The sequence below is a fragment of the Amycolatopsis sp. NPDC051102 genome (genome assembly GCF_040682815.1).
In the GTDB taxonomy this organism is placed as follows: domain Bacteria; phylum Actinomycetota; class Actinomycetes; order Mycobacteriales; family Pseudonocardiaceae; genus Amycolatopsis.
In genome coordinates this window covers 1,134,752-1,159,861 of sequence record NZ_JBFBBT010000001.1, presented here as the reverse complement: position 1 = coordinate 1,159,861, position 25,110 = coordinate 1,134,752, and the positions used below count along the sequence as shown (strand labels likewise).

The 25,110-nt window shown below is 73.5% G+C and carries 8 protein-coding genes; 3 read left to right on the top strand and 5 right to left on the bottom strand.

Annotated features, from left to right (window positions below; translation table 11 throughout):
* Positions 1 to 90 precede the first annotated feature (90 nt).
* Positions 91 to 603 (bottom strand): DinB family protein, encoded by a 513-nt coding sequence (locus AB0M93_RS04755; RefSeq protein ID WP_364268413.1) that lies wholly within the window; start codon positions 601 to 603, stop codon positions 91 to 93.
* A gap of 56 nt (positions 604 to 659) precedes the next feature.
* Between AB0M93_RS04755 and AB0M93_RS04750 the strand changes: the two genes are divergently transcribed.
* From AB0M93_RS04750 to AB0M93_RS04740, 3 genes are read left to right on the top strand one after another with little or no spacing between them, the layout of a single operon-like run.
* Positions 660 to 1,520, top strand: a complete 861-nt coding sequence (locus tag AB0M93_RS04750; protein WP_364268411.1) for a hypothetical protein — start codon at positions 660 to 662, stop codon at positions 1,518 to 1,520.
* Between the two features lie 53 nt (positions 1,521 to 1,573).
* On the top strand, positions 1,574 to 3,244 hold the full coding sequence (locus tag AB0M93_RS04745; RefSeq protein WP_364268409.1) for an ABC transporter ATP-binding protein: 1,671 nt from the start codon (positions 1,574 to 1,576) through the stop codon (positions 3,242 to 3,244).
* Entirely contained in the window at positions 3,241 to 4,992 is a 1,752-nt protein-coding gene (locus AB0M93_RS04740; protein WP_364268407.1) for an ABC transporter ATP-binding protein, read from the top strand. Before AB0M93_RS04745 ends, AB0M93_RS04740 begins: the two co-directional genes overlap by 4 nt.
* A 240-nt stretch (positions 4,993 to 5,232) precedes the next feature.
* On the opposite strand, the gene AB0M93_RS04735 is transcribed toward AB0M93_RS04740, so the two are convergent.
* From AB0M93_RS04735 to AB0M93_RS04720, 4 genes are all read right to left on the bottom strand, one after another.
* Positions 5,233 to 5,442, bottom strand: coding sequence for an MbtH family protein (locus AB0M93_RS04735; RefSeq protein ID WP_364268405.1), 210 nt, complete (start codon positions 5,440 to 5,442; stop codon positions 5,233 to 5,235).
* 11 nt (positions 5,443 to 5,453) lie between these two features.
* Positions 5,454 to 6,479 carry an ABC transporter substrate-binding protein gene (locus AB0M93_RS04730; RefSeq protein WP_364268403.1) on the bottom strand — a complete coding sequence of 342 codons (1,026 nt, stop codon included), beginning with the start codon at positions 6,477 to 6,479 and terminating at the stop codon, positions 5,454 to 5,456.
* Positions 6,480 to 6,546: 67 nt separating this feature from the next.
* Entirely contained in the window at positions 6,547 to 6,960 is a 414-nt protein-coding gene (panD, locus tag AB0M93_RS04725; protein WP_364268401.1) for an aspartate 1-decarboxylase, read from the bottom strand.
* A 2-nt stretch (positions 6,961 to 6,962) separates the two neighbouring features.
* A complete protein-coding gene (locus tag AB0M93_RS04720; protein ID WP_364268399.1) occupies positions 6,963 to 24,992 on the bottom strand; it encodes an amino acid adenylation domain-containing protein in 18,030 nt (6,009 codons plus the stop codon).
* Between the last annotated feature and the right edge of the window lie 118 nt (positions 24,993 to 25,110).

Genomic DNA, 25,110 nt, shown 5'->3' with positions numbered 1-25,110 from the left:
AAATCGGCGGTACCCCGCAACGACGGCCACGAATCCAGGGTAACGGCCCGTGTCATCCGGTTTTCCAGGCTGAAGCCCCTCACTCCTCCGTCACTCACCCACCTCCCCGTCCGCCAGCTCCCGCAGCACGTCCAGGTGCCCGACGTGCCGCGCGGTCTCCTGCACGACGTGCGCCACCACCCACCGCACGGTGAACTCCGACCGCCGCCGCGTGCGGTCGTCCGGGGTCAATCCGCGCAGGGCCTTCTCCACCCGCGCCCACTCCGCCTTGTACGCCGCCACCACCGAAGCCGGGGTGTCCTCCGCCGTCACGTCCCAGCTCGGGTCGGGGCTGCCCGCCCACAGCGACGGCAGGTCCGCCCCGCCCGCCTCGATGCACAGCCACCAGCGCTCGACCGCCGTCAGGTGCTTCACCACGCCCAGCGCGCTCATCCGCGGCGACGTCGGCAGCAGCGTCGCCACCGCCTGCTCGCGCGGCAGCCCGGCCAGCTTGTTCACCGCCGTCGCGCGGAGGAACTGGAGGAACTCCAGCTGCAGGCGCAGCTCGTCGCCGGCCAGGGGCGCCGGCCAGCGACGGTACGTCTTCGAACTCGTGTTCGACATGGCCGCAACCTACCGCACCGGTCCGACGAAAACGGCGGCGAAATAGAGTGACCCGCATGTGGTGGGGACTGCTCTGCGCTTTGGGCGCGGCATGCGCGTACGGCGTGGCTTCGGTGATGCAGTCCGTCGCCGCGAAGGCCACGGACACCGGGGCTGACGGCGTCGACCCGAAACTGCTGGTCCGCGTGCTCGGCCAGTGGAAGTTCGTGCTCGGGCTCTCCCTCGACGTCCTCGGGTTCGTCGCGCAGATCGCCGCCCTGCACGTCCTGCCGCTGTTCGTCGTCCAGGCCGCGCTGGCCGCGAGCCTCGCCGTCACGGCCGTGGCCGCGCGGTTCCTCGGCGTGCGGCTCGGCCGGCGGGAATGGGGCGCCGTCGCCGTCGTGTGCGCCGGGCTCGCGCTGCTGGGCGCCGCCGCCGAGAGCGAAGGGTCCGACCCGGTCGGGCTCGGGTTCCGGTTCACCCTGATCGGCGCGGTGGCCGTGCTGGGCGTGGCCGGGATCGTCGCGGGCAAGGCGAGCCGCCGGATCCGGACGCCGGCGCTCGGGCTCGTCGCCGGGCTGTGCTTCGGCGTCGTCGCGATCGCCGGCCGGATCATCCCCAGTCTCGCGCCGCTGGACCTGCTCACCGATCCCGCGACCTACACCGTGGCGGTCGCCGGCGGGCTGGCCATGCTGTTCTACGCGACGGCGCTGCAGCGCGGGAGCGTCACCACCTCGACCGCGATGATGGTGCTCGGCGAGACAGTGTTCCCGTCGCTGGTGGGCGTGCTGGTCCTCGGCGACCGCACCCGGCCGGGCTTCGCGGTCGTCGCCGTCGCCGGGTTCGCGCTCGCCGTGCTGGCCGCGCTCGCGCTGGCCCGGTTCGGCGAACCGGCGACCGAACCGCGGACTGAGACGAAGCCGACCGCAATCCCGTAACTTCTTTACTTAGACTAGCCTTACCTATCCCAGCTCTGGACAGGGAGGCGCGGGTGAGCACGACGGGACGGCAGGTCCTCCGCCGGTCGATCGCCGGGCAACGACGATCGGTGGCGTCGGCGGCGCTGCTGACCGCGGGCCACCAAGGCGGCGAGGCACTGGTGCCGGTGGTGATCGGCGTGGTCATCGACCAGGCCGTCGCGAACGGCTCGGTCAGCACGCTGCTCCTCTGGCTGGCGGTGCTGGGCGTGCTCTTCGCCGCGCTGTCGACCAGCTACCGCCTCGGTGCCCGCTTCGGCGAGCGCGCCGCCGAACGCGCGGCCCACGACCTGCGCCTCGACCTCGGCCGCCGGGTCCTGCACCCAGGCGGCGTCGCGGAGTCCGGCACCCTCGCGGGCGAGCTGGTGAGCATCGCGACGTCGGACGCGAAGCGGGTCGGCACGGTCAACGGCGTGCTGCCGTTCGGCGTCGCCGGCCTGGCCGGGCTCCTGGTCAGCGCGGTCGCGCTGCTCACCATGTCGCTGCCGCTCGGCCTGCTCGTGCTGCTCGGCACGCCGCCGATGCTGTACCTGGCGCACTTGATCGGCAAGCCACTGGAGCGCCGCAGCGAGGCCGAGCAGGAGCGCTCGGCGTTCGCCTCCGGCATCGCCACCGACCTCGTCGCCGGGCTGCGGGTGCTCAAGGGCGTCGGCGCCGAACGCGCCGCCGTCGACCGCTACCGCCGGACCAGCCAGGACTCGCTGCGGGCGACGCTGCGCGCGGCCCGCGCCCAGGCCTGGCACAACGGCGCGCTGCTCGCGCTCACCGGGATCTTCATCGCCGTGGTCGCGCTGGTCGGCGGCAACCTCGCCGCGGCGGGCGAGATCAGCGTCGGCGACCTGGTGGCCGCGGTCGGGCTCGCGCAGTACCTGATCACGCCGTTCTCGATCTTCTCGTGGGTCAACGGCGAACTCGCGCAGGGCCGGGCCTCGGCCGCGCGCATCGCCGAAGTCCTCGACGCGCCTCCCGCCGTCGGCGCCGGGGACGCCACGCTGCCGGCCCCGGCGGCCGGACACGTCAAGCTGTCCGCGCTGAGCCGCGGCGCCCTGCGTGACGTCGCTTTCGAGGCCCAGCCGGGCGAGCTGCTGGGTGTCGTCGCGACTGATCCGGCCGCCGCGACGGACCTGCTGGACTGCCTCGGCCGGGCCGCCGATCCCGCGGGCGGCTCGGTGTCGGTCGACTCGGTGGATCTATCCACTGTGGACCCCGGACGGGTCCGCGAGGTGGTGCTGGTCGCCGCGCACGACGCGGACCTCTTCGCCGGAACGGTCGCGGAAAACGTGACATCCGGTCCCCTGGCCGCCGAGGCGATGGCCGCGGCCGCCGTCGACGAGGTGGCGAGCGCGCTGCCCGACGGCACCGCGACCGCCGTCACCGAACGCGGGCGGTCGCTGTCGGGCGGGCAGCGTCAGCGGGTGGCCCTCGCGCGGGCGCTCGCCGCCGACGCGCCGGTGCTCGTGCTGCACGACCCGACGACCGCCGTCGACACGGTCACCGAGGCCCGGATCGCCGCGGGCCTGGCCGAACTGCGGCGGGGCCGCACCACGATCCTCGTCACCACCAGCCCGGCGCTGCTGGCCGCGGCCGACCGCGTCGTCCTGCTCGACGACGGGCGCGTGACGGGCGAAGGCAGTCACGCCGAGCTGGCCGGCCGTCCCGACTACCGAGCGGCGGTGCTGTCATGACCCGCGAACTCCTCCCCGTGGCCGACGGCCGCCGGATCCGCGCCGTCGTCGGTGAACTGGCCGGCCGGCAGAAGGGCCGCGCGGCCGCCGCGTTCACGACGCTCGTCGCGGCCACCGCGATCGGCCTGCTCACCGCGCCGCTGCTCGGCCGGGTCGTCGACCTGGTCGCCACGCGCCGGCCGGCGGGCGAGCTGGTGACGCCGGTGGCGGGGCTGGTGCTCGTCGCGGTGGCGCAGGCGGTGGCCACCGCGATCGGGGTGTCGCTGGTGGCGCGGCTGGGTGAGACGATCCTGGCCGAGCTGCGCGAACGCTTCGTCGAGCGCGCCCTCGGCCTGCCGCTGGAGCAGCTCGAACGCGCCGGGTCCGGCGACCTCACCGCCCGCGTGACGAACGACGTCTCGGTCGTCGCCGAAGGTGTCCGGCAGGCGCTGCCCGAGCTGGGCCGGTCGGTGCTGACGGTCGTGCTGACGTTCGGTGCCTTGGCCGTGCTGGACTGGCGGTTCCTGCCGGCCGCGTTGCTGGCCGTGCCGATCCAGCTGTGGACTGTGCGCTGGTACGTGCCGCGCGCGAAGCCGTTGTACGCCGCGCAGCGCGAAGCCGTCGGGGCGCAACAGCAGCAGTTGCTGGACACCGTCGGCGGCGCGAAGACGGTTCGAGCGTTCCGGCTGGCGGACACCCACCTTGCGCGGGTGCGCGAGCGGTCCGACGCCGCCGTTTCCCTGGCGCTGCGCGGCATCCGGCTGGTGACGCGGTTCTACGCGCGGCTGAACCTCGCGGAGTTCGTCGGGCTGTCGGCCGTGCTGGCGACGGGGTTCCTGCTGGTCGGGACGGACGCGGTGACGGTCGGCGTCGCGACGGCGGCGGCGCTGTACTTCCACAGCCTGTTCGGGCCGATCACGACCGCGCTGGCGCTGGTCGACGACGCCCAGGCGGCCACGGCCAGCCTGGCGCGGCTGATCGGCGTCGCCGACCTGCCCGCCGAGGCGTCGCCCGCACGGCCGGCGCGGCCGGTCGACGCGTCGGTGAAGACGGCGGAGCTCGGTTACTCCTATGTGGACGGTCACCCGGTGCTGCGGGACGTCGACCTCGGTGTCGCGCCGGGTGAGCGGGTGGCGCTGGTCGGCGCGAGCGGCGCCGGGAAGACGACGCTGGCCAAGCTGATCGCCGGGATCCACCGTCCCGCAACGGGTTCGGTCGTCCTCGGCGGCGTGTCACTGGACGAACTGGGGCCGGCCGCGACGCGCCGGACGGTCGGGCTGATCAGCCAGGAGGTCCACGTCTTCGCCGGCCCGCTGGCCGACGACCTGCGGCTGGCCCGCCCGTCGGCGACCGACGCCGAACTGCGGGCCGCGCTGGCCAAGGTGGGTGCGCTGCCGTGGGTTTCGTCCCTGCCGGACGGGCTCGCGACGGTCGTCGGCGAAGGCGGTCACCAGCTGACGGTGACGCAGGCGCAGCAGCTGGCGCTCGCCCGGCTGGTGCTGGCCGACCCGCCGATCGCGATCCTCGACGAGGCCACGGCCGAGGCGGGCAGCGCGGGATCACGCGTCCTGGAGTCGGCGGCCGCGGCGGCCCTCGAAGGACGCACGGCCCTGGTGGTCGCCCACCGCCTGACCCAGGCGGCGGCGTCGGACCGCATCGTGGTCCTGGACGCGGGCGCGGTGGTCGAGTCCGGAACCCACGACGACCTCGTCGCCGCGGGCGGCCAGTACGCCAAGCTGTGGGCGGCCTGGTCCGGCCAGCGCGCCTGACCGTGTCGTCCCGTCAATCACGCGAGTCGACCCTCCAGACACGCGAGTCGTCCGTTCCGGTACACGAAAGTCGTGTGATTGGAGGGGCATCTCGCGTGTCTGGAGGGGCATCTCGCGTGTCTGGAGGGGCATCTCGCGTACCCAGGCGGTCAGTTCGCGTGATCGGAGGGTCGGCTCGCGTGACTGGAAAGACGACACGCCGGGAGCCATGGGCTCCCGGCGTGTCGTGCTGGAGGTGGGTCAGGTGTCCATGGCGTCGGCCAGGGACTTGGGGCGCATGTCCGTCCAGTTCGCTTCCACGTGGTCCAGGCAGGCCTGGCGGGGGGCGGGGCCGAAGGTGACCGTCCAGCCGGCCGGGACGTCCGTGGCCTCCGGCCACAGGCTGTGCTGGTTCTCGGCGTTCACCAGGACCAGGTACGTCCCGGCGGGGTCTTCGAACGGGTTGGTCATCGCGGGCCTCCTCAGGCGGTGATGTCCGTGCGGGCACCCTTGACCAGCGCGGTCAGCTTCCGGATGACCGGCGTGGCGAGCAGGTGGTTGAAGCGCGGCTCGGCCGACCAGTCGCCGAGCTGGTTCGCCTTGACCGCGGGCAGCTGGTTCCACGTCGGGAACTGCGTCATCTGGGCGCGCGGCAGCGCGTACGAGCGCGAGTCGGTCAGGATCAGGTCCGCCGGGTACTTGCCCGCCTGCTCCCAGGACAGCTGCTCCCAGTAGTCCTCGCTGCCGCCGCCGGAGACGATGTCCAGGCCCAGCTCGCGGTAGTAGGCGAGGTCGGCGAAGAACTCCGGCTTCGCGATGTACAGGCCGTCCTTGTCGCCGTAGAGCACCAGGACCTTCAGGCCGGCCTTCTCCTTCGCCGCCGCGCGCAGGTCCTCGGACGCCTTGTCGAAGTCGTCCTTGGCCTGCTTCATCGTCGCCGAATTCGCGTCGCCGCCCAGGGCGACGGCCAGCTGCGCGTAACGCTCGATCACCTTGGGCAGCGTGACCTTGTACTCCGAGAGCGCGACGACCGGCGCGACCTGCTGCACCTTCGGCCCGAGGTCGCCGGTGAGCACCCACATGTCCGTGGGCTTGGTGCCGGTCAGGCCGGTGACGACCAGGTCCGGCTTGAGCGCGGCGAACTTCTCCATGCTGAAGTCGTCCCAGGCGTTGCCGATCGAGGTGACGGCGTTCAGGTCGATGTTGCCGGCCTGGATCTCCTTGCCGCCGTCGGCCGTCTTCTGCGGGCCGAACACGCCGGCCGGGCGGACGCCGTAGTCCCACAGCGCCGCGGCCGAGCTGGCGTAGGCCACCACCCGTGCCGGACGCTGGTCGCGCGCCGCCTTCTGGCCGCGGTCGTCGGTGAACTCCCACGGGCCGGACGCGCCGGCGGCCGGCTTGTCGCCGCCGCTGCCGCACGCGGTGAGGGCCGCGGCGGCGGCGACGCCACCCGCCCCGATCAGGAATCCACGCCGGCTGAGCCCGGCAGCGCCTTGGAACACGGACATGAGCACCTCTCGCAGGACTTTAGGATAGGCAGACCTTATTTAGGGCAGCCTCCCAAAAGCAACTGTGTCAACGCCCACGGCCCGACAGCTGCGCTTCCGCGCCCGGCACCGGCTCGGCCGGGTCGTGTCCCAAGTGGACCTGCCGGTTGTCGCCGTCGACGTGCACCACCCGCGGCCGGTGGCCGGCCCGCTCGGATTCGTGGACCTGCGCGTAGGTGATGATGATGACGAGGTCGCCGGGATGCACCAGGTGCGCGGCCGCGCCGTTGACGCCGATGACGCCGGAGCCCGGCTCGCCGGTGATGGCGTAGGTCTCCAGCCGGGCGCCGTTGGTGATGTCGACGACCTGGACCCGTTCGCCCTCGACGATGTCCGCGGCGGCCATCAGGTCGGCGTCGATGGTCAGCGAGCCGACGTAGTGCAGGTCGGCCTGGGTGACGGTGGCGCGGTGGATCTTGGCGTTCATCAGGGTGCGGTGCACGTCTACTCCGTGTCTCGGGTCAACAGCGCGGCGAGGCCCGCCGCGGTGGGGGTGCGGAAGAACTCGGCGATGGGCAGCTCGGTCCCGAGCCGTTCGGTGATCCGGTTGCGCAGGACCACGAGCAGCATCGAGTGGCCGCCGAGGGTGAACAGGTCGTCGTCGGCGCCGACGACGGCGACGTCCAGCACCTCCGCGAAGATCTCGCAGAGGGCCTTCTCGAGCGGCGTCTCCGGCGCCCGGCCCCGGGTTTCGAACTCGGGCGCCGGCAGCGCCGCCTTGTCCAGCTTCCCGTTGGCCGTCACGGGGAACGCCGCCAGCGGGACGATCGCGGCCGGCACCATGTACTCCGGCAGCGACCGGGCGAGGAACTCCCGCAGCCGCACGGGATCCGCGGTCGCCGGGGTCGTGTAGGCGACGAGCCGCTTGCCGCGGTCTTCGCGGACCACGACCAGCGCCTGCGAGACGTCGTCGTGCCGGGTCAGGGCCGTCTCGATCTCGCCCGGTTCGATCCGGAATCCGCGGATCTTGACCTGGTCGTCGGTGCGCCCGAGGTATTCGAGCTGCCCGCCGGGCCGCCACCGCACGAGGTCGCCGGTGCGGTACATCCGCTCCCCCGGTTCGAACGGCGAGGCGACGAACCGCTCCGCGGTGAGCGCCGGCCGCCCGTGGTAGCCGCGGGCCAGCCCGGCGCCGGCCAGGTACAGCTCGCCCGGCACGCCGGCCGGGACCGGCGAGAGGCCGCCGTCGAGGACGTAGGCCCGCGTGTTGTGCACCGGACGCCCGATCACCGGCCGGTCGGCGTCGCCGAAGCGGCCGACCAGAGCGTCCACAGTGGCCTCGGTCGGGCCGTAGAGGTTGTACGCCTCCGTGCCCGGCATCGACGACAACGTCTCCCACAGCGTCTGCGACACGGCTTCACCGCCGACGCCGACCACGCCGAGGGCGCACCGGCCGTCCGCGACCACGCCGGCCGCGGCCAGCTGGGCGAAGTGCGACGGCGTGAGCTCGAGGAAGTCGAGCCCGCGGTCGCGCACCACCGCCGCCAGCCGGTCCGGATCACGGCGGGTGTCGTCGTCGACGACGTGCACCTCGTGCCCGTCGAGCAGCCACAGCTGCGGCTGCCAGGAGGCGTCGAAGAAGAACGCCCACGCGTGCCCGACGCGCAGCCGCCGCCCGCCCGCCGCGGCGACCGCCGGCCGGTAGAGCGTCTCGCGGTGGCTGTGGAACAGGTTCACCAGCCCGGAGTGCGGGACGACCACGCCCTTCGGCTTGCCCGTGGACCCCGACGTGTAGAGCACGTACGCCGGGTTCGCGGGCGACGGCGGGGTGAGCACCGCGGAGCTGTCCACGACGTCTTCGACGAACAGCGCGCCGGGGACGACGAAGGGCAGCGAACGGCTGGTGAGCACCAGTGCGGCCCCGGCGTCGGCGAGGATCGCCGCGATCCGGTCCGCCGGCTGGTCCGGGTCCACCGGCAGGTAGGCCGCGCCCGTCTTGAACACGCCGAAGATCGCCTCGACGACGGCTGCCGATCGGGGCAGCACCAGCGCCACGACCTTCTCCGGACCGGCACCCCGGGAAGCCAGCCAGCGGGCGAGGCGGTCGGTGCGCGCGGCGAACTCCGCGAACGTGACGCTCGAGTCCGCGTCGCTCAGCGCGATCGCGTCCGGTGTCGCCGCCACCTGGGCGGCCAGCCGGTCCACGACCGTCGGCGCCGCCAGCGTCAGCGGTGCTCCGGTGCCCCAGTCGTGCAGGATCCGGTCACGCTCGCGCGGATCGAGGACGTCGAGCCGGCTCAGCGGCCGGTCCGGGTCCGCGACGACGGCCGTCATGAGCCGAACCAGGCGTTCGGTGAGCGTCCGCGCCGTGGGCTCGTCGAAGAGGTCGAGGCTGAACTCGAGGTCGCCCTCGATGCCTTCGGCCGTCTCGACCAGGTCGAACGACAGGTCGAACTTCGCCTGCCGCAGCCCGGTGTCCCGGTAGGCCGCGTCCAGGCCGAGCAGCCGTTCCGGCTCCGAACCCGAGTGGTAGACCGCGAGCATCACCTGGAACAGCGGGTGCCGGGCCAGCGACCGGGGTGGGTTGAGCAGTTCGACGAGGTGCTCGAACGGCAGGTCCTGGTGGGCGTACGCGGCCAGGTCGGCTTCCCGGACGCGGGCCAGGAGCTCGCGGAACGTCGGGTCGCCGCCGGTGTCGGTGCGCAGGACGAGGGTGTTGACGAAGAACCCGGCGAGGTCCTCCAGTGCGTGGTCGGTGCGGCCGGCCACCGGCGTGCCCAGCGGGATGTCGGTGCCCGCGCCGAGCCGGGTCAGCAGCGCCGCGAGCGTCGCCTGCAGGACCATGAACGTGCTGGTGCTGCTCCGGTGGGCCAGCTCCCGCAGTCCTCGGTGGACGGAAGCGGGCACGGTGAACGGCACGGCGCCGCCCCGGTTGGTCGACCGCGCCGGGCGTGGCCGGTCCGCCGGGAGGGCCAGCTCGTCGGGCAGGCCGGCGAGGGTGTCCCGCCAGAACGCCGCCTGCCGGCCGAGCAGGCTCCCGGGGTCGTCGGCCCGGCCGAACAGCTCCCGCTGCCACAGCGTGTAGTCCGCGTACTGCACCGGCAACGGCGTCCACCGTGGACTTTCGCCGCGGAGCCGGGCCGCGTACGCGGTGTCCAGGTCCCGCTTGAGCGGCGGCAGCGACCAGCCGTCTCCGGCGACGTGGTGCACCAGCAGCACGAACACGTGCCGGTCGGGGCCGGCCGAGAGCAGCGTCGCCCGGATCGGGATCTCGGCGTCGAGGGCGAAGCAGTACGACGCGGCGGCGGTGACGCGCTCGCCGAGGTCCGCCTCGGCGACGGTCTCGGTGACCAGCACCGGGCGCGCGTGGTCGAGCACGACCTGCCGCGGCGTGCCCTGCTCCTCGACCAGCAGCGTCCGGAGGATCTCGTGCCGCGCCACGACGTCGCCGAGCGCGGCCCGCAGCGCGACGACGTCGACCGGGCCGGTGAGTTCCCACGCCCACGGGATGTTGTAGGTCGCGGCGGGCCCGTCCAGGCGGTCGAGGAACCACAGCCGCTGCTGCGCGAACGACAGCGGCAGGACGGCCGGCCGCGCGGCCGGGACCAGCGCCGGACGGCTGCGCCGGCCCGGGTCCAGGAGCTCGGCGAGGCGGGCCGGGGTCGGCGCGTCGAACACCGCCCGGATCGGCACCTCCACGCCGAGCAGCGCGCGGATCCGGCTGACCAGCCGCGTCGCCAGGAGCGAGTGCCCGCCGAGCGCGAAGAACCCGTCGTCCGGGCCGACCGCCGGCACGCCGAGGACGTCGGCGAACAGTTCGCACAACGCCTGTTGGGCCGGGGTCCGCGGGCCGCGGCCGGATGCGCGCACCTGCGGGTCCGGCAGGGCGGCGCGGTCGAGCTTGCCGTTGGCGTTCACCGGCAGCTCGGGCAGCACGACGATCGCCGACGGCACCAGGTACTCCGGCAGCCGCGCGGCGAGCGACGCCCGCAGCGCGACCGGGTCACCCGACGGCGCCACGTAGGCGATCAGCCGGTTCTCCCGGGCGATCACGGCGGCGCGCGCCACCGAAGCGCCGGCCGTCAGCGCGGCTTCCACCTCGCCCGGCTCGACGCGGAACCCGCGGATCTTGAGCTGCTGGTCGGCGCGGCCGAGGAAGTCCAGGGCCCCGTCGGCGCGGCGGCGGACGAGGTCGCCGGTCCGGTACATCCGCTCCCCCGGCTCGAACGGCGAGGCGACGAACCGTTCGGCGGTGAGCGCCGGCCGGCCGAGGTAACCCCGGGCGACTCCCGCGCCGGCGAGGTATAGCTCGCCGCGGACGCCGGGCGGCACCGGCCGCAGCGCCGCATCGAGGACGTACGCACGGGTGTTCGCGATCGGCCGCCCGATGGCCACCGGGCCGCAGACCTGCGCCAGGCTGTCGCCGGCGACTTCCGAACAGCCGTAGAGGTTGACCAGCTTCGCCGACGGCCAGCGGGCGGCGACCTTCTCGGCGAGGGCGGCGGAAAGCGGTTCACCGCTGGTGATCCACGTGCTCACCGAGCCGAACGCGCCGGCCGGGGCGTCTTCGGCGAAGGTGTCCAGCAGGCTCGGCACCACGGTCAGCACTTGCGCGCCCGACGTCCGCACGAGCTCGGCCAGCGCGCCCGGGTCGGCGGCCGTCGCGTCATCGGCGAGGACCACCGGGTCGCCCGCGACGAGGCCGCCGAGCAGTTCGGTCGAGCCGTCGATGAACGTCAGCGCGCTCTTGGCGAGGCGCACGCCCCGAGCGACGTCCTGACCCCAGTGCAGCCGGTTGGCCAGGGCGCGCTGGGTGCCGGCGACCGCCTTCGGGCGGCCGGTCGAGCCCGACGTGAAGATGACGTACGCCGGGTGGTCCGGGCGGATCGACGGCCAGGCCGGTGCCGGCCCGGTGTCGCCGGGCCGGACCAGCCGGTCCCCGAAGCCGTCCTCGGCGACGACGAGGTGCGGCGCCGCGTCGGTGAGCATCAGCTCGATGCGGCCGGCCGGGTGGTTCAGGTCCAGGGGCAGGTAGGCGGCGCCGGTCTTGAGCACCGCCAGGAGCGCGACGACCAGGTCGGCCGACCGCGGCAGCGCGACCGCGACCACCCGTTCCGGCCCCGCGCCCCGCGCGAGCAACGCCCGGGCCAGCGCCGTCGCTCGCGCGTCCAGCTCGGCGTAGGTGAGCCGCTCCGAGCCGAACACCAAGGCGAGCGCGTCCGGCGTCCGCGCGACCTGCGCCGAGAAGAGTCCGGCGGCCGTCTCCGCGGGCAGCGGTGTCGCGGGGGCCGCGGCGAGCTGCTCGTGTTCGGCGCCGGTGAGCAGGTCGACGGCGCCGATCCGGGTGTCCGGGTCGGCGACGACGGCGGCCAGGAGCGTCCGGAGCCGTTCCAGGATCGTCTCGACGCTCCCGCGGTCGAAGACGTCGCTGTTGTACTCCGCGGTGCCGTGGATCCCGGCCTGGTGCCCAGGCCGCTCGCCGACGAAGAACGTCAGGTCGGCCCGCGCGGTGCCGGTGCGGACCGGTTCCTCCGCGACGGTCAGGCCCGGCAGGGTGATGTCGGCGACGGCGTTGTTCTGCCACGCGAGCATCGTCTGGAACAGCGGGTGGTACGCCGGCGACCGGACCGGGTTCAGCGCTTCGACCAGGCGCTCGAACGGCACGTCCTGGTGGGCGTAGGCGTCGAGGCTGCGGTCCCGCACCCGGGCCACCAGGTCGCGGAACGACGGGTCGCCGCCGGTGTCCACGCGCAGCACGAGGGTGTTGACGAAGAAGCCGACGAGGTCGTCGAGCGCGGCGTCGGTGCGGCCGGCGATGGACGTGCCGAGCGGGATGTCGGTGCCCACGCCGAGCCGGGTGAGCACCGCGGTGAGCCCGGCGTGCACGACCATGAACACGCTGGCTCCGCACGCGCGGGCCAGCTCGACGAGTCCACTGTGGAGCTGCGCGTCCCAGCCGAAGGCGAACTGCTCGCCGCGGTAGGACGCCTCCGCCGGGTGCGGCCGGTCGGTGGGCAGCTCGATGCGCTCGGGCAGGCCCGCCAGCGCCTCACGCCAGTAGGCCAGCTGCGGCTCGATGACCGGCTCGCCGAGGACGTCCCGCTGCCACAGCGTGTAGTCGGCGTACTGCACCGGCAGCGGAGTCCACTGGGGATTCTCGCCGGCCCGGCGGGCGGTGTAGGCGGTCGCCAGGTCCCGCCACAGCGGGGCGGTCGACCAGCCGTCGGACGCGATGTGGTGGAACACGAGCACGAGGACGTGCTCGTGGGCTCCCAGGCGGAGCAGCGTGGCCCGCAGCGGGATCTCCGACGCCAGCTCGAACACAGTGCCGGCGGCCTCGGACACCGCGTCGGCGAGGGTCGTTTCGGTGACCGTGCCGACCGGCAGCGGGATCGTGACGTCGTCGAGCACGAGCTGCCGGGCTTCCCCGTCGGTCTCGGGGAACACCGTGCGCAGGGCTTCGTGCCGCTCGACCACATCGGACAGTGCCGTGCGCAGCGCGTCGACGTCGAGGTCGCCGGTCAGCCGGACCGCCGTCGGCATGTTGTAGGTCGCCGACGGCCCTTCGAGGCGGTACAGGAACCACAGGCGCTGCTGGGCGAACGACAACGGCAGCACCGCCGGCCGCGGCTCGGCGCGCACCAGCGCCGGCCGCGCGGCGGACGAGTCCGATGTGGACAACAGCGCGGCCAGCCCCGCCACCGTCGGCGTCTCGAACACCGACCGCACCTGCAGCTCGACGCCGAACACCGCGCGCAGCCGCGCGACCAGCCGGGTCGCCAGCAGGGAGTGCCCGCCGAGGGCGAAGAAGTCGTCGTCGACGCCGGCCGACGCCGTGTCGAGGACCTCGGCGAAGAGTCCGCACAGGACTTCTTCGACCGGCGTCCGCGGGGCCCGGCCGGCGGACGCCGCCTGCCGGTCCGGGCTCGGCAGCGCCCGGCGGTCCAGCTTGCCGGAAGCCAGCAGCGGCAACCGGTCCAGGAGCACGAACGCCGACGGCACCATGTACTGCGGCAGCCGGTCGCGCACGTGCGCCCGCAGCGCCGTCACCAGCGCGTTCGTGTCCCGCTGCCCGGCCGGGTGGTTGCCCAGCGCTGCCGGCGCGACCCGCGCCGGGCGGCCGCGGTGGATCCGGACGGGCTCACCCGTGGTGAACACCGCTTCCAGCGCGCCCTCGTCCGCGGCGAGGGTCGCGTACACGCGATAACCGTGGCGCTCGCCGAGTTCGTGCAGGGCCTCGGGGTCCACTCCGGACCGCTCGTCCAACGCCGACAGTGCCGTCTCGGCGTCGCCCACCGCCAGCGCGGCGACGGCGGCGAGTTCCCCGGACAGCCTGGCGTCGGGCACGCCGGTCACGCGCAGCCGGGCCGGGCGCGCGGTCAGGAGCCGGTCCAGTTCGCCGACGGATCGGAAGGGCACGACCTGCTCGGTGACCTCGGCGGGCTTCGGGGCCTTCCGCAGCACGACGTCGTAGCGGTGCCGGGTCAGCTCGTTGTGCGCGTGGCCCCGCTTGACCCACAGGTCTACGTCGCCGAAGCCGTCGAGTTCACGGGCCAGTGCGGGGAAGAAGCCGGGGTCCAGGATCAGCTCGCCTTCACGGGCGATCGCCTGGTCCACCGCGGCAACCGTGCGGCGGCCGTGGCGCAGCTCCGTCGCCGTCCGAAACGCCCGCAGCGAACGGAGGTTGCGGATGTCGCCGAGGAAGACGGCACCGCCCGGCCGGACGTGCGCCGCGGCCGTCTTCACGACTTCGGCGAGGTAGCCGACGCTCGGGAAGTACTGGGCGACCGAATTGATGATCACCGTGTCGAAGCCCGGCAGCTCGCCCAGGTCGTGGGCGGGCCGCGCGGCCAGGTGGACCTTGCTCGCGAACGGCGTCGCCGCGAGTTCGCGCCGCAGGTTGGCGATGGCCTTCTCCGACAGGTCGACGCCCCAGTACTCCTCGGCGTCGGGGGCGATGCGCGAGAGGATCAGGCCGCTGCCGACACCGATCTCCAGCACGCGCTTGGGCCGCAGCGAGCGGATCCGGTCGATCGTCGCCGCGTGCCACTCGCGCATCTCGTCGCGGGGGATTTCGGAGCCGTCGTAGCTGGAGTTCCAGCCGGTGAAGTTCTCTTCCAGCCCGCCGGACGCGGCTTCGGTGAAGACGTTCTCGTGCAGCTCACGCCACTCGCCGACGTGCTCCAGTTCCGCTTCCTCGTCCCGACCGGCCGACGGCACGGCGTAGGCGATGAGCCGCCCGTCCTGGGCGACGACCACGGACTGGCCGACGGCCGGGTGTTCGGCGAGGACGGACTCGATCTCGCCCAGCTCGATCCGGTAGCCCCGGATCTTGACCTGGTCGTCGGCCCGGCCCAGGAACACCAGCCGGCCGTCCGGCAGCCACTTGACCAGGTCACCGGTCCGATACAACCGCCCACCGGAGCCGAACGGGTCCGCCACGAACCGCTCGGCCGTCAACCCCGGCCGTCCGAGATAGCCGCGGGCCAGCCCGGATCCGGCGAGGTACAGCTCCCCCACCACGCCGGGCGGCACCGGCCGCAGCCCGGCGTCGAGCACGTAGGCCCGGGTACCGGGGTCGGGAATGCCGATCGGGACGACCGTCGCGTCCGCCAGCTCGGCCGGGTCGCTCTCGCCGAGGGTCGAGTTGGTGGTCGCTTCGGTCGGGCCGTAAGCGTTGAACATCCGCCGCCCCGGCGCCCACCGCCGCACCAGCTCCGGCGACACCCGTTCCGTCCCCGCCAGCAGCACGCTGTCCCGTGGCAGATCGCAGTCCTCCGGCAGGGCGTCGAGCAGCGCCGGCGGCAGGATCATGAAGTCGACGCCGTGCGCGTGCGCGTACTCGGTCAACGCCGGGCCCGCGACCCGCCGCTCGGCCGGGACGACGACCAGGCAGCCGCCCGAAAGCAGGCCGAGGCACAGGTCCCAGAACGCGACGTCGAAACTCGGCGACGCGAACTGCAGCACCCGGCTGTGCGGACCCACCCCGAACCGTTCGACCTGGGTGGCAACCAGCTTCGCAACGCCCGAGTGCTGGAGGACGACGCCCTTCGGCCGTCCGGACGAGCCGGACGTGTAGATCACGTAAGCCGCGTTCTCCGGCCGGACCACCACCGACGGGTCCTCAGTGGACATCCGCGCCAGAGCCGGGTCTTCCAAGAGCACCCGCGGCAGGGACGCGGGCAGCTTCGCCTCGATGTCCGCGGTCGTCACCACGCACACCGGTGCCGCGTCGTCGACCATGTAGGCGATCCGGTCGCCCGGGTAGTCGACGTCGATCGGCAGGTACGCGGCACCGGCCTTGAGCACCGCCAGCTCGGCGACGATCATCTCCACCGAGCGCGGCACGGCCAGCGCGACCACCCGTTCCGGCCCGGCGCCGCGCTCGAGCAGCAGGTGCGCGAGCCGGTTGGCGCGGGCGTCCACCTCGGCGTAGGTGAGCTCGACGTCCTCGAACACGAGCGCCACCGCGCCGGGCGCTTCGGCGACGCGCCGGGCGAACATCCCGGGGAACGTTTCGGTGCCCGCCGGATCCGGGGAACCCGCCCACTCGGTGAGCACGCGGGCGCGCTCGTCCCCGGCCAGGAGGTCCAGGGCGCCAACCGGACGGTCGGGCTCGGCCACCGCGGCGCGCAGCAGCACTTCGAGCCGGCGGAGGATCGCGTGCGCGCCCGGGTGGTCGAAGACGTCGGCGTTGAACTCCAGCACGCCGTCGATCCCGGCGTCGCGTTCGGTCAGCGAGATCGAGAGGTCGAACTTCGACGTCCCGGTGGTCACCGGGACCTCGGTGACGGCCAGGCCGGGCAGGGTCACCTCGGCGCGGGCGTTGTTCTGGCCGGCGAGCATGACCTGGAACAGCGGGTGGTACGACAGCGACCGCGCCGGGTTGAGCACCTCGACCAGGCGCTCGAACGGGACGTCCTGGTGGGCGTACGCGTCGAGGTTGCGCTCGCGGACCCGGGCGAGCAGTTCGCGGAACGTCGGCTCGCCGCCGGTGTCCACGCGCAGGACCAGGGTGTTGACGAAGAAGCCGACGAGGTCGTCGAGCGCCGGGTCGGTGCGGCCGGCGATCGGCGAGCCGATCGGGACGTCGGTGCCCGCGCCCAGCCGGGTGAGCAGTGCCGCCAGCGCCGCGTGCACGACCATGAACACGCTGGCGCCGCTCTCGCGGGCCAGTTCGGCCAGCCGGGCGTGCAGCCCGGCGTCCCAGGTGAAGGTGTGCAGCTCACCGCGGAAGGTCGCGGCTGACGGGTGCGGCCGGTCCAGCGGCAGCTCGATCCGGTCCGGCAGGCCGTCCAGGGTGTCCCGCCAGTAGTCCAGCTGCGTGCTCAGCACGCTGTCGGGGTCGTCCTCGTGGCCGAGCAGTTCCTGCTGCCACAGCGTGTAATCCGCGTACTGCACCGGCAGTTTCGTCCACTGTGGAGCTTCACCGGCACGCCGGGCGGCGTAGGCCGTGGCGATGTCCCGCCACAGCGGAGCCATCGACCACCCGTCGGAGGCGATGTGGTGGAACACCAGCGCGAAGACGTGCTCCCGCGCGCCCAGCCGCAGCAGTTCGGCGCGCATCGGCGCGTGCCGTTCCAGGTCGAACGAGCCGCGGACGAGCCCGGTCAGGGCCGCGCCGAGCTCGTCGACCTCGCGCACCGGAAGCTGGGCTTCTCCGGCCGGGAGGATGTCCTGGTAGGGCACGCCGTCCCGCTGCGGGAACCGGGTGCGCAGGGCCTCGTGCCGGGCGACCACATCGGACAGCGCCAGCCGCAGCGCGTCGACGTCGAGATCACCCTCCAGCCGCATGACGAGCGGGACGTTGTAGGTGGCCGACGGTCCTTCGAGGTGGTGCAGGAACCACAGCCGCTGCTGCGCGCCGGACAGCGGCAGGAAGTCCGGACGGCGGGTGGCGACCAGCGGCGGCCGCGCGGTCCCGCGGGCGGTGGCGAGCACCGCGGCCAGGCCGGCCGGGGTCGGCGTCTCGAAGACCGACCGCACCTCGAGCTCGGCGTGCAGGGCGGCGCGGACGCGGGCGATCAGCCGGGTGGCCAGCAGCGAATGGCCGCCGAGGGCGAAGAAGCTGTCGTCCGGGCCGACCCGCGGCAGGCCGAGGACGTCGGCGAACAGCTCGCACAGCTGCCGTTCGACCGGGGTGCGCGGCTCGCGATCGGAAACGGGTGCCACCGGGTCGGGGGCGGGCAGGGCACGGTGGTCCAGCTTGCCGTTGGCCGTCACGGGAAGCGCGTCGAGCACGACGATCGCCGAGGGCACCATGTGCTCCGGCAGCCGTTCGGCGGCCAGGGCGCGCAGGTCCGCGGGCAGGGCGGTGCTCCGGCGCGAGCGCCGCGGGTTGCCGGTGTAGGACAGCAGTGGCCCGGTGCCGGGCCGGAACGCGCCGGCCGGGTCACCGCTGGTGAACAGGACGTCGACCGAGCCGTCGCCGGTGGCCGACCAGGTGACGACCGCACCCAGTTCGTACCAGTCTTCGGGGTCCACGCCTTCGGTGAGCCGTCCGTTCGGGACGCCCTCGACGCGCAGGTTGTCGCGGCGCCGAGCGGCCACGTCGTCCACAGTGGACACATCGGTGCCCCACGTCAGCGTCTCGACCGGGAGCGGCTCGGCGTTCCCCCGGCGCAGGACGACGTCGTAGCGGAACCGGGTGAGCTCGTTGACCGCCCGGCCGCGCTTGACCCGGATGTCCGCCGCCACGCCGTCGAGACCGGCGAAGAACTCCGGCGCGACGAGCAGTTCCTTCTCCCGCAGCAGCCGCTGTTCGACGTCGCCGCCGCGCGCCTGCGCCACAGCCGTGTGGAACGCCCGGACCTGCCGCAGGTCCCGGACGTCGCCGACGAACAGCGACCCGCCCGGCGCCAGCAGGTCCAGGGCCTTGCGCACGACGTCCAGGAGGTACGTCCCGCTCGGGAAGTACTGGACGACGGAGTTGAGCACGATGGTGTCGAAGAACCCCGGCGGCAGACCGGTGACGTCGGCAGCGTCGCCGGTGCGCAGCTCGACGCGTCCGGCGAGCACGGGGTCGGCCGTGACACGCTCGCCCAGGGAAGTGATGACCTCGGCGGAGAAGTCCGTGCCCCAGTACGCCTCGCAGTGCGGGGCCAGCTCGGTCAGCAGCAGACCGCTGCCGACGCCGATTTCGAGCACCCGCCGCGGCCGCAGCTCACGGATGCGCGTGACGATGGCGTCGCGCCACTCGCGCATCTCGTCGCGCGGGATCGGTTCGCCGGTGTAGCTGGAGTTCCAGCCGGCGAATTCGTCGTCGTCGCCCGAGTACATCGAGTCGTACAGTTCGCGCCATTCGCCGACCTGCGCGGTCTCTTCTTCGGCCGAACCGGCGGTGTCGGCGGGCACGACGTACCCGACCAGGCGGACGTCGCCGGGGCGGTCTTCGCGGGCGACGACCACGGCGTGGGCGACGTCGTCGTGCGCGGACAGCGTCGCGGCGATCTCGCCGGGCTCGACGCGGAAGCCGCGGATCTTGATCTGCTCGTCGCCGCGGCCGAGGAACTCGAGGACGCCGTCGGGCCGGCAGCGGGCCAGGTCGCCGGTGCGGTACATCCGGGAGCCGGGCGCGCCGAACGGGTCGGCGACGAACCGCTCCGCGGTCAACCCGGGCCGGCCGAGGTAGCCGCGCGCCAACTGGACCCCGGCGAGGTACAGCTCGCCGGGGGTGCCGGGCGGCACCGGACGCAGGGCGGCGTCGAGCACGTAGGTCCGGGTGTTCCACACCGGAAGTCCGATCGGGACGGAACTGTCCTCCATGGACGTCCGCCACGAGGTGACGTCCACCGAGGCTTCGGTCGGGCCGTAGAGGTTGTGCAGCTCGGCGCCCAGGACCTGGCCGAACCGGGCGACGGCGTCGAGGGGCAGGGCTTCGCCGCTGCACAGCACCCGGCGCAGGCCGGTGCACTCCCCCGCGGCCGGTTCCTGCAGGAACACCTGGAGCATCGACGGGACGAAGTGGACGGTCGTGATGCCGCGGTCGCGGATCAGCCGGGCGAGGTAGGCGGGATCCTTGTGGCCGTCGGGCCGGGCCAGGACCTCGGTCGCGCCGGTGAGCAGCGGCCAGAGGAACTCCCACACCGACACGTCGAAGCTGGACGGCGTCTTCTGCAGCACGCGGTCGTCGCCGGTGAGGCCGTACTCGGCCTGCATCCAGAGCAGCCGGTTGACGATCCCGGCGTGCGGGACGACGACGCCCTTCGGCCGGCCCGTCGAACCGGACGTGTAGATGACGTACGCCGGGTTTTCCGGCCGGAGCGCGACCTCCAGGGGCGCGTCCGAGACGCCGGCGAGGGTGGCCGGGTCGTCCAGCAGCAGCGCGCCCGGGACGGCGGTCTCCGCGGTCGCCAGCACCAGCGCCGGGGCCGCGTCTTCGAGCATGAAAGCGATGCGCTCGGCCGGGTAGCCCGGGTCGAGCGGCAGGTAGGCCGCCCCCGTCTTGAGGACCGCGACGATGGCGGTGACCAGATGCGTCGACCGCGGCAACGCCAGCGCGACCACGCGCTCGGGCCCGGCACCGCGCTCCGCCAGCACCCGGGCGAGGCGGTTGGAGACGGCGTCCAGCTCGGCGTAGGTGAGTTCCTCGTCCTCGAAGACCAGGGCCGGGTGGTCCGGCGTCCGGGCGACCTGGGCGGCGAACAGCCCCGGCACGGTGACCGCGGGGACCTCCCGGATGGCACCTGACCAGGTCTTTTCGAGCCCGTCACGCTCGGCCGGGGTGAGCACGTCGAGGGAGCCGAGGCGGCGGTCCGGGGCCTGGACGACCTGGCGGAGCAGGGCTTCCAGGCGGTCGAGGAGGCCGGTCACGGTGGCCCGGTCGAACACCTCGGCGTTGAACTCGGCCTGGCCGTGCAGACCGTCGGCCCGCTCGGTGAAGGAGAACCAGAGGTCGAACTTGGCCGTGCCGGTGCCGACCGGCTGTCCGGTCACGGTCAAGCCGGGCAGCTCGACGCCGGCGCCGGGGGTGTTCTGCCAGGCGAGCATGGTCTGGAACAGCGGGTGGTGCGCCAACGACCGAGCCGGGTTGAGCGCTTCCACGAGCCGCTCGAACGGGACGTCCTGGTGGGCGTACGCGTCGAGGCTGCGCTCGCGCACCCGGGCCACGAGCTCGCGGAACGACGGGTCGCCGCCGGTGTCGACGCGCAGGACCAGCGTGTTCACGAAGAAGCCGACGAGGTCGTCCAGGGCCGGGTCGGTGCGGCCGGCGATCGGGGTGCCGATCGGGATGTCGGTGCCCGCGCCGAGGCGGGACAGCAGGGCCGTCAGGCCGGCGTGCACGACCATGAACGGGCTGGCCCCGCAGGCGCGCGCGAGGTCGGTGAGCCCGGCCTGGAGCCCCGCGTCCCAGGCGAAGGTGAAGAAGCCGCCGCGGTAGGCCGACACCGGCGGGTGCGGCCGGTCGAGCGGCAGCGGGATCCGGTCGGGCAGGCCGTCGAGTGTCTCGCGCCAATAGCCGAGCTGGGCCGCCTCTTCGGTGGCCAGGAGGTCGCGTTGCCAGAGCGTGTAGTCCGCGTACTGCACCGGCAGCGGCGTCCACTGTGGAGTTTCGCCCCGCAGGCGGGCGCGGTAGGCCGTCGCGATGTCTCGCCACAGCGGGGACAGCGACCAGCCGTCGGCGGCGATGTGGTGCACGACCAGGACCAGCACGTGCCGCCGCGGGCCGTCGGTGAGCAGTTCCGCGCGCACCGGCACCCCGGCGCCCAGGTCGAACACGCCGCGCACGAGAGTGTCCACTTCGGTGTCCACATCGGACACTGTGCGGACGGTGAGCTCGACGGTCCCTTCGGGCAGGACCTGCTGGTACGGGACGCCGTCGACGACCGGGAAGACCGTCCGCAGAGCTTCGTGCCGGTCCAGGACGTCGTTGAGCGCCGACCGCAGGGCGGCGACGTCCAGCTCGCCCGAAAGCCGCATGACGAGCGGGACGTTGTAGGTCGCCGAGCCGCCTTCGAGGCCGTGCAGGAACCACAGCCGCTGCTGCGCGAACGACAGCGGCAGCCGCTCGGGCCGTTCGGTGACGCGTACGAGCGGCCGCCGCTCGGTGCCGGTGACCGCGCCGGCCAGGACGTCGGCGAGCGCGGCCGGCGTCGGCGCGTCGAACACCGCGCGCACCGGCACCTCGGCGCCGACGGCCGCCCGGATCCGCTGGATCAGCCGGGTGGCCAGCAGCGAGTGCCCGCCCAGGGCGAAGAAGTCGTCGTCCGGGCCGGCCTGCGGGAGGTCGAGGACGTCGGCGAACATCTCGCACAGCAGCTGCTCGACGGGGTTGCGCGGCGCACGGCCGGGACCGGCGGCGAACCGCTCCGGGCTCGGCAGGGCCTTGCGGTCGAGCTTGCCCGAGGCCAGCACCGGCAACTTGTCCAGGACGACGAACGCCGAGGGCACCATGTACTGCGGCAGCCGGTCGCGGACGTGCGCGCGCAGCGACGCCACCAGCGCACCGGTTTCGCGCCGGGCCGCGGGGCTGTTGGCGTACGACCCCGGTGTGCCCGCCGGCCGGACCGGACGGTAGGCCGGGCCGTCTTCCCCCCTCGAGAAGACGGCTTCCAGCTCACCGCCGTCGGGCGCCAGGGTGACCGCCACGCGGTAGCCGGCGCGCTCGCCGAGCCGCTGCAGGGCTTCCGGGTCGACGCCGTCGCGGCGGTCGAGGGCCGTCAGCGCCGCCTCGGCGTCGCCGCTGTCCAAGGCGCGGACCGCGGCCAGCTCCCCGGCCAGCCGCGCGTCCGGGATCCCGGTGACGCGCAGCCGCGCCGGCGTCTCGGCGGCCAGGAACCGTTCCACCGCCCCGAGGTCGCCGAACGCGACGACCTGCTCCTCGCCCGGCTCGGGCCGGGGCGCCTTCCGCAGCACGACGTCGTAGCGGTGCCGGGTCAGCTCGTTGTGCGCGGTGCCGCGTTTCACCCACAGGTCGACGTCGTCGAAGCCGGCCAGGCCGCGGGCCAGCGCCGGGAAGAAGTCCGGGTCGAGCACGAGTTCGCCTTCGCGGGCGATCGCCTGGTCGACCGCGGCAACGTCGGTGCGGCCGCGGTGCAGCTCGACGGCGGTCCGGAACGCGCGCAGGGAACGCAGGTTGCGGATGTCGCCGAGGAAGATCGTCCCGCCCGGAGCGAGGACGTCCGCGGCGGTCTTCACGACTTCGGCGAGGTAGCCGGCGCTCGGGAAGTACTGCGCGACGGAGTTGATGATCACCGTGTCGAAGTCCGGCAGTGCGCCCAGGTCGTGGGCGGGCCGCGCGGCCAGGTGCACCTTGCCCGCCAGTTCGGGCACGGCGGCGACTTCGCGCCGGACGTTCTCGATGGCGCTCTCGGAAAGGTCGACGCCCCAGTACGTTTCGGCGTCCGGGGCGATCCGCGAGAGGATCAGCCCGCTGCCGACGCCGATCTCCAGGACGCGCCTCGGCCGGAGTGCCCGGATCCGCTCGATCGTCGCCGCGTGCCACTCGCGCATCTCGCCGAGGGGGATTTCCGAGCCGTCGTAGCTGGAGTTCCAGCCCGCGAAGTTCTCCTCGATGCCGTGGGAGCCGGCGAGCATCTCCTCGTGGACGTCGTGCCATTCGTCGACGTGGCCCCGCTCGGCCACCGGGTCGCGGTCGGGCACCGGCACGGCGTAGGCGATCAGCTGCCCGTCCTGCGCGACGACGACCGACTGTCCGACACGAGGGTGTTCGGCGAGGACGGATTCGATCTCGCCCAGCTCGATCCGGTAGCCACGGATCTTGACCTGGTCGTCGGCCCGGCCCAGGAACACCAGCCGGCCGTCCGGCAGCCATTTGACCAGGTCACCGGTCCGATACAACCGCCCACCGGAGCCGAACGGGTCCGCCACGAACCGCTCGGCCGTCAACCCGGGCCGTCCGAGATAGCCGCGCGCGAGCCCGGATCCGGCGAGGTACAGCTCGCCGACGACGCCGATCGGGACCGGCGCCAGGTGCGCGTCGAGGACGTACGCGCGGGTGCCGGGGTCCGGGACGCCGATCGGCACGGCCGAGCCGGGCGCGATCTCCGGGTCGCACAGGCCGAGCGTGGAGTTGGTCGTGGCCTCGGTCGGGCCGTAGGCGTTGAACATCCGCCGCCCCGGCGCCCACCGGCGCACCAGTTCCGGCGACACCCGCTCGGTCCCGGCCAGCAGCACGCTGTTGCGAGGCAGATCGCAGTCGTCCGGGAACTCGGCGAGCAGGGCGGGCGGCAGGATCATGAAGTCGACGCCGTGGGCGTGCGCGTAGCCGGCCAGTTCGGGGCCGGGCACCCGCCGCTCGGCCGGGACGATCACCAGGCGGCCGCCCGAAAGCAGGCCGAGGCACAGGTCCCAGAACGCGACGTCGAAACTCGGCGACGCGAACTGCAGCACCCGGCTGTGCGGACCCACCCCGAACCGTTCGGACTGCGTCGCGACCAGCTTCGCCACGCCCGCGTGCGAGACCACGACGCCCTTGGGCCGTCCCGTGGATCCGGACGTGTAGATGACGTAGGCGGCGTTGGCCGGGACGATCGCCGCGGCCGGGTCCGGCGCCGGGTCCCACGAGATTTCGTCGAGCCGCAGAACCTCGCCGTCGAAGCGGTCGGCGAGGTCACCCGTGGTGACGACGCAGACCGGGCGGGCGTCGGCCACCATGAACGCGATCCGCTCGGCCGGGTAGTCCTGGTCCAGCGGCAGGTAGGCGGCGCCGGCCTTGAGGACGGCCAGCTCGGCGACGATCATCTCGATCGAGCGCGGCACGGCGAGCGCGACGACCTGTTCCGGCCCGGCGCCACGCCCGATGAGGAGGTGGGCGAGCCGGTTCGCGCGGGCGTCGAGTTCGGCGTAGGTGAGTTCGGTGTCCTCGAAGACGAGCGCCACGGCGTCCGGGTGTTCGCGGACGCGGGCGGCGAACAGTTCCGGCAGCGTCGACAGCGGCGTCGCGAGGTCGGTGTCGTTCCACTCCTCGAGAATCCGGTGCAGTTCTCCCGCAGGCACGACGTCGAGCCGGGACACCGGCCACTGTGGACGGTCCAGCGCATCGGCCAGGAGACATTCCAGGTGGTCCAGCATCCGGTCCACAGTGGATTCGTCGAGGACGTCCGCGCGGTACCGCACCACGAGAGTGTCACCGCCGAGCGTCAGGTTCAGGTCGAGCGGCAAATCGGTCTCGGCGCCGAACCCCACGTTGACCAGGACCGATCCCCCGCGAGCCGGTTCGGGCTGCAGCTCGGCGACCAGGTCGCCGAGCGGAACCTGGTGGGCCAGCGCTTCTTCCCGGGCCTCGCGGACGCGTGCGACCACTTCGCCGAACCCCGGCGAGCCACCCAGATCCACCCGGAGCGGCACCAGCGCGCCGATCCCGAGCACCACATCAGAAGTTCCCGCATACCGGGACAGCAGCACCGTGAACGCCGCCAGCAGGGTCAGCTCGTCGGCCTCGGGCCACGGCCGGGCGAGCACCTCCGGGGCGACGGGCTCGGCCGGGTACGGCCGGTCGATCGGCAGCGGCAGCTCCTTCGGCGCCGAGGCGAGGCGGTCACGCCAGAACCCGAGCGCCGACACCTGCTGCACAGCGTCACCGTTACTCACCGGTAGACCAGCCTCCCGCTGCTCACAGCACCCCGAACCGAGGTGCAAACTTAGGCGACCCTAACAAACGGATGGTGAGGAACGCACTCCTGTACCATCG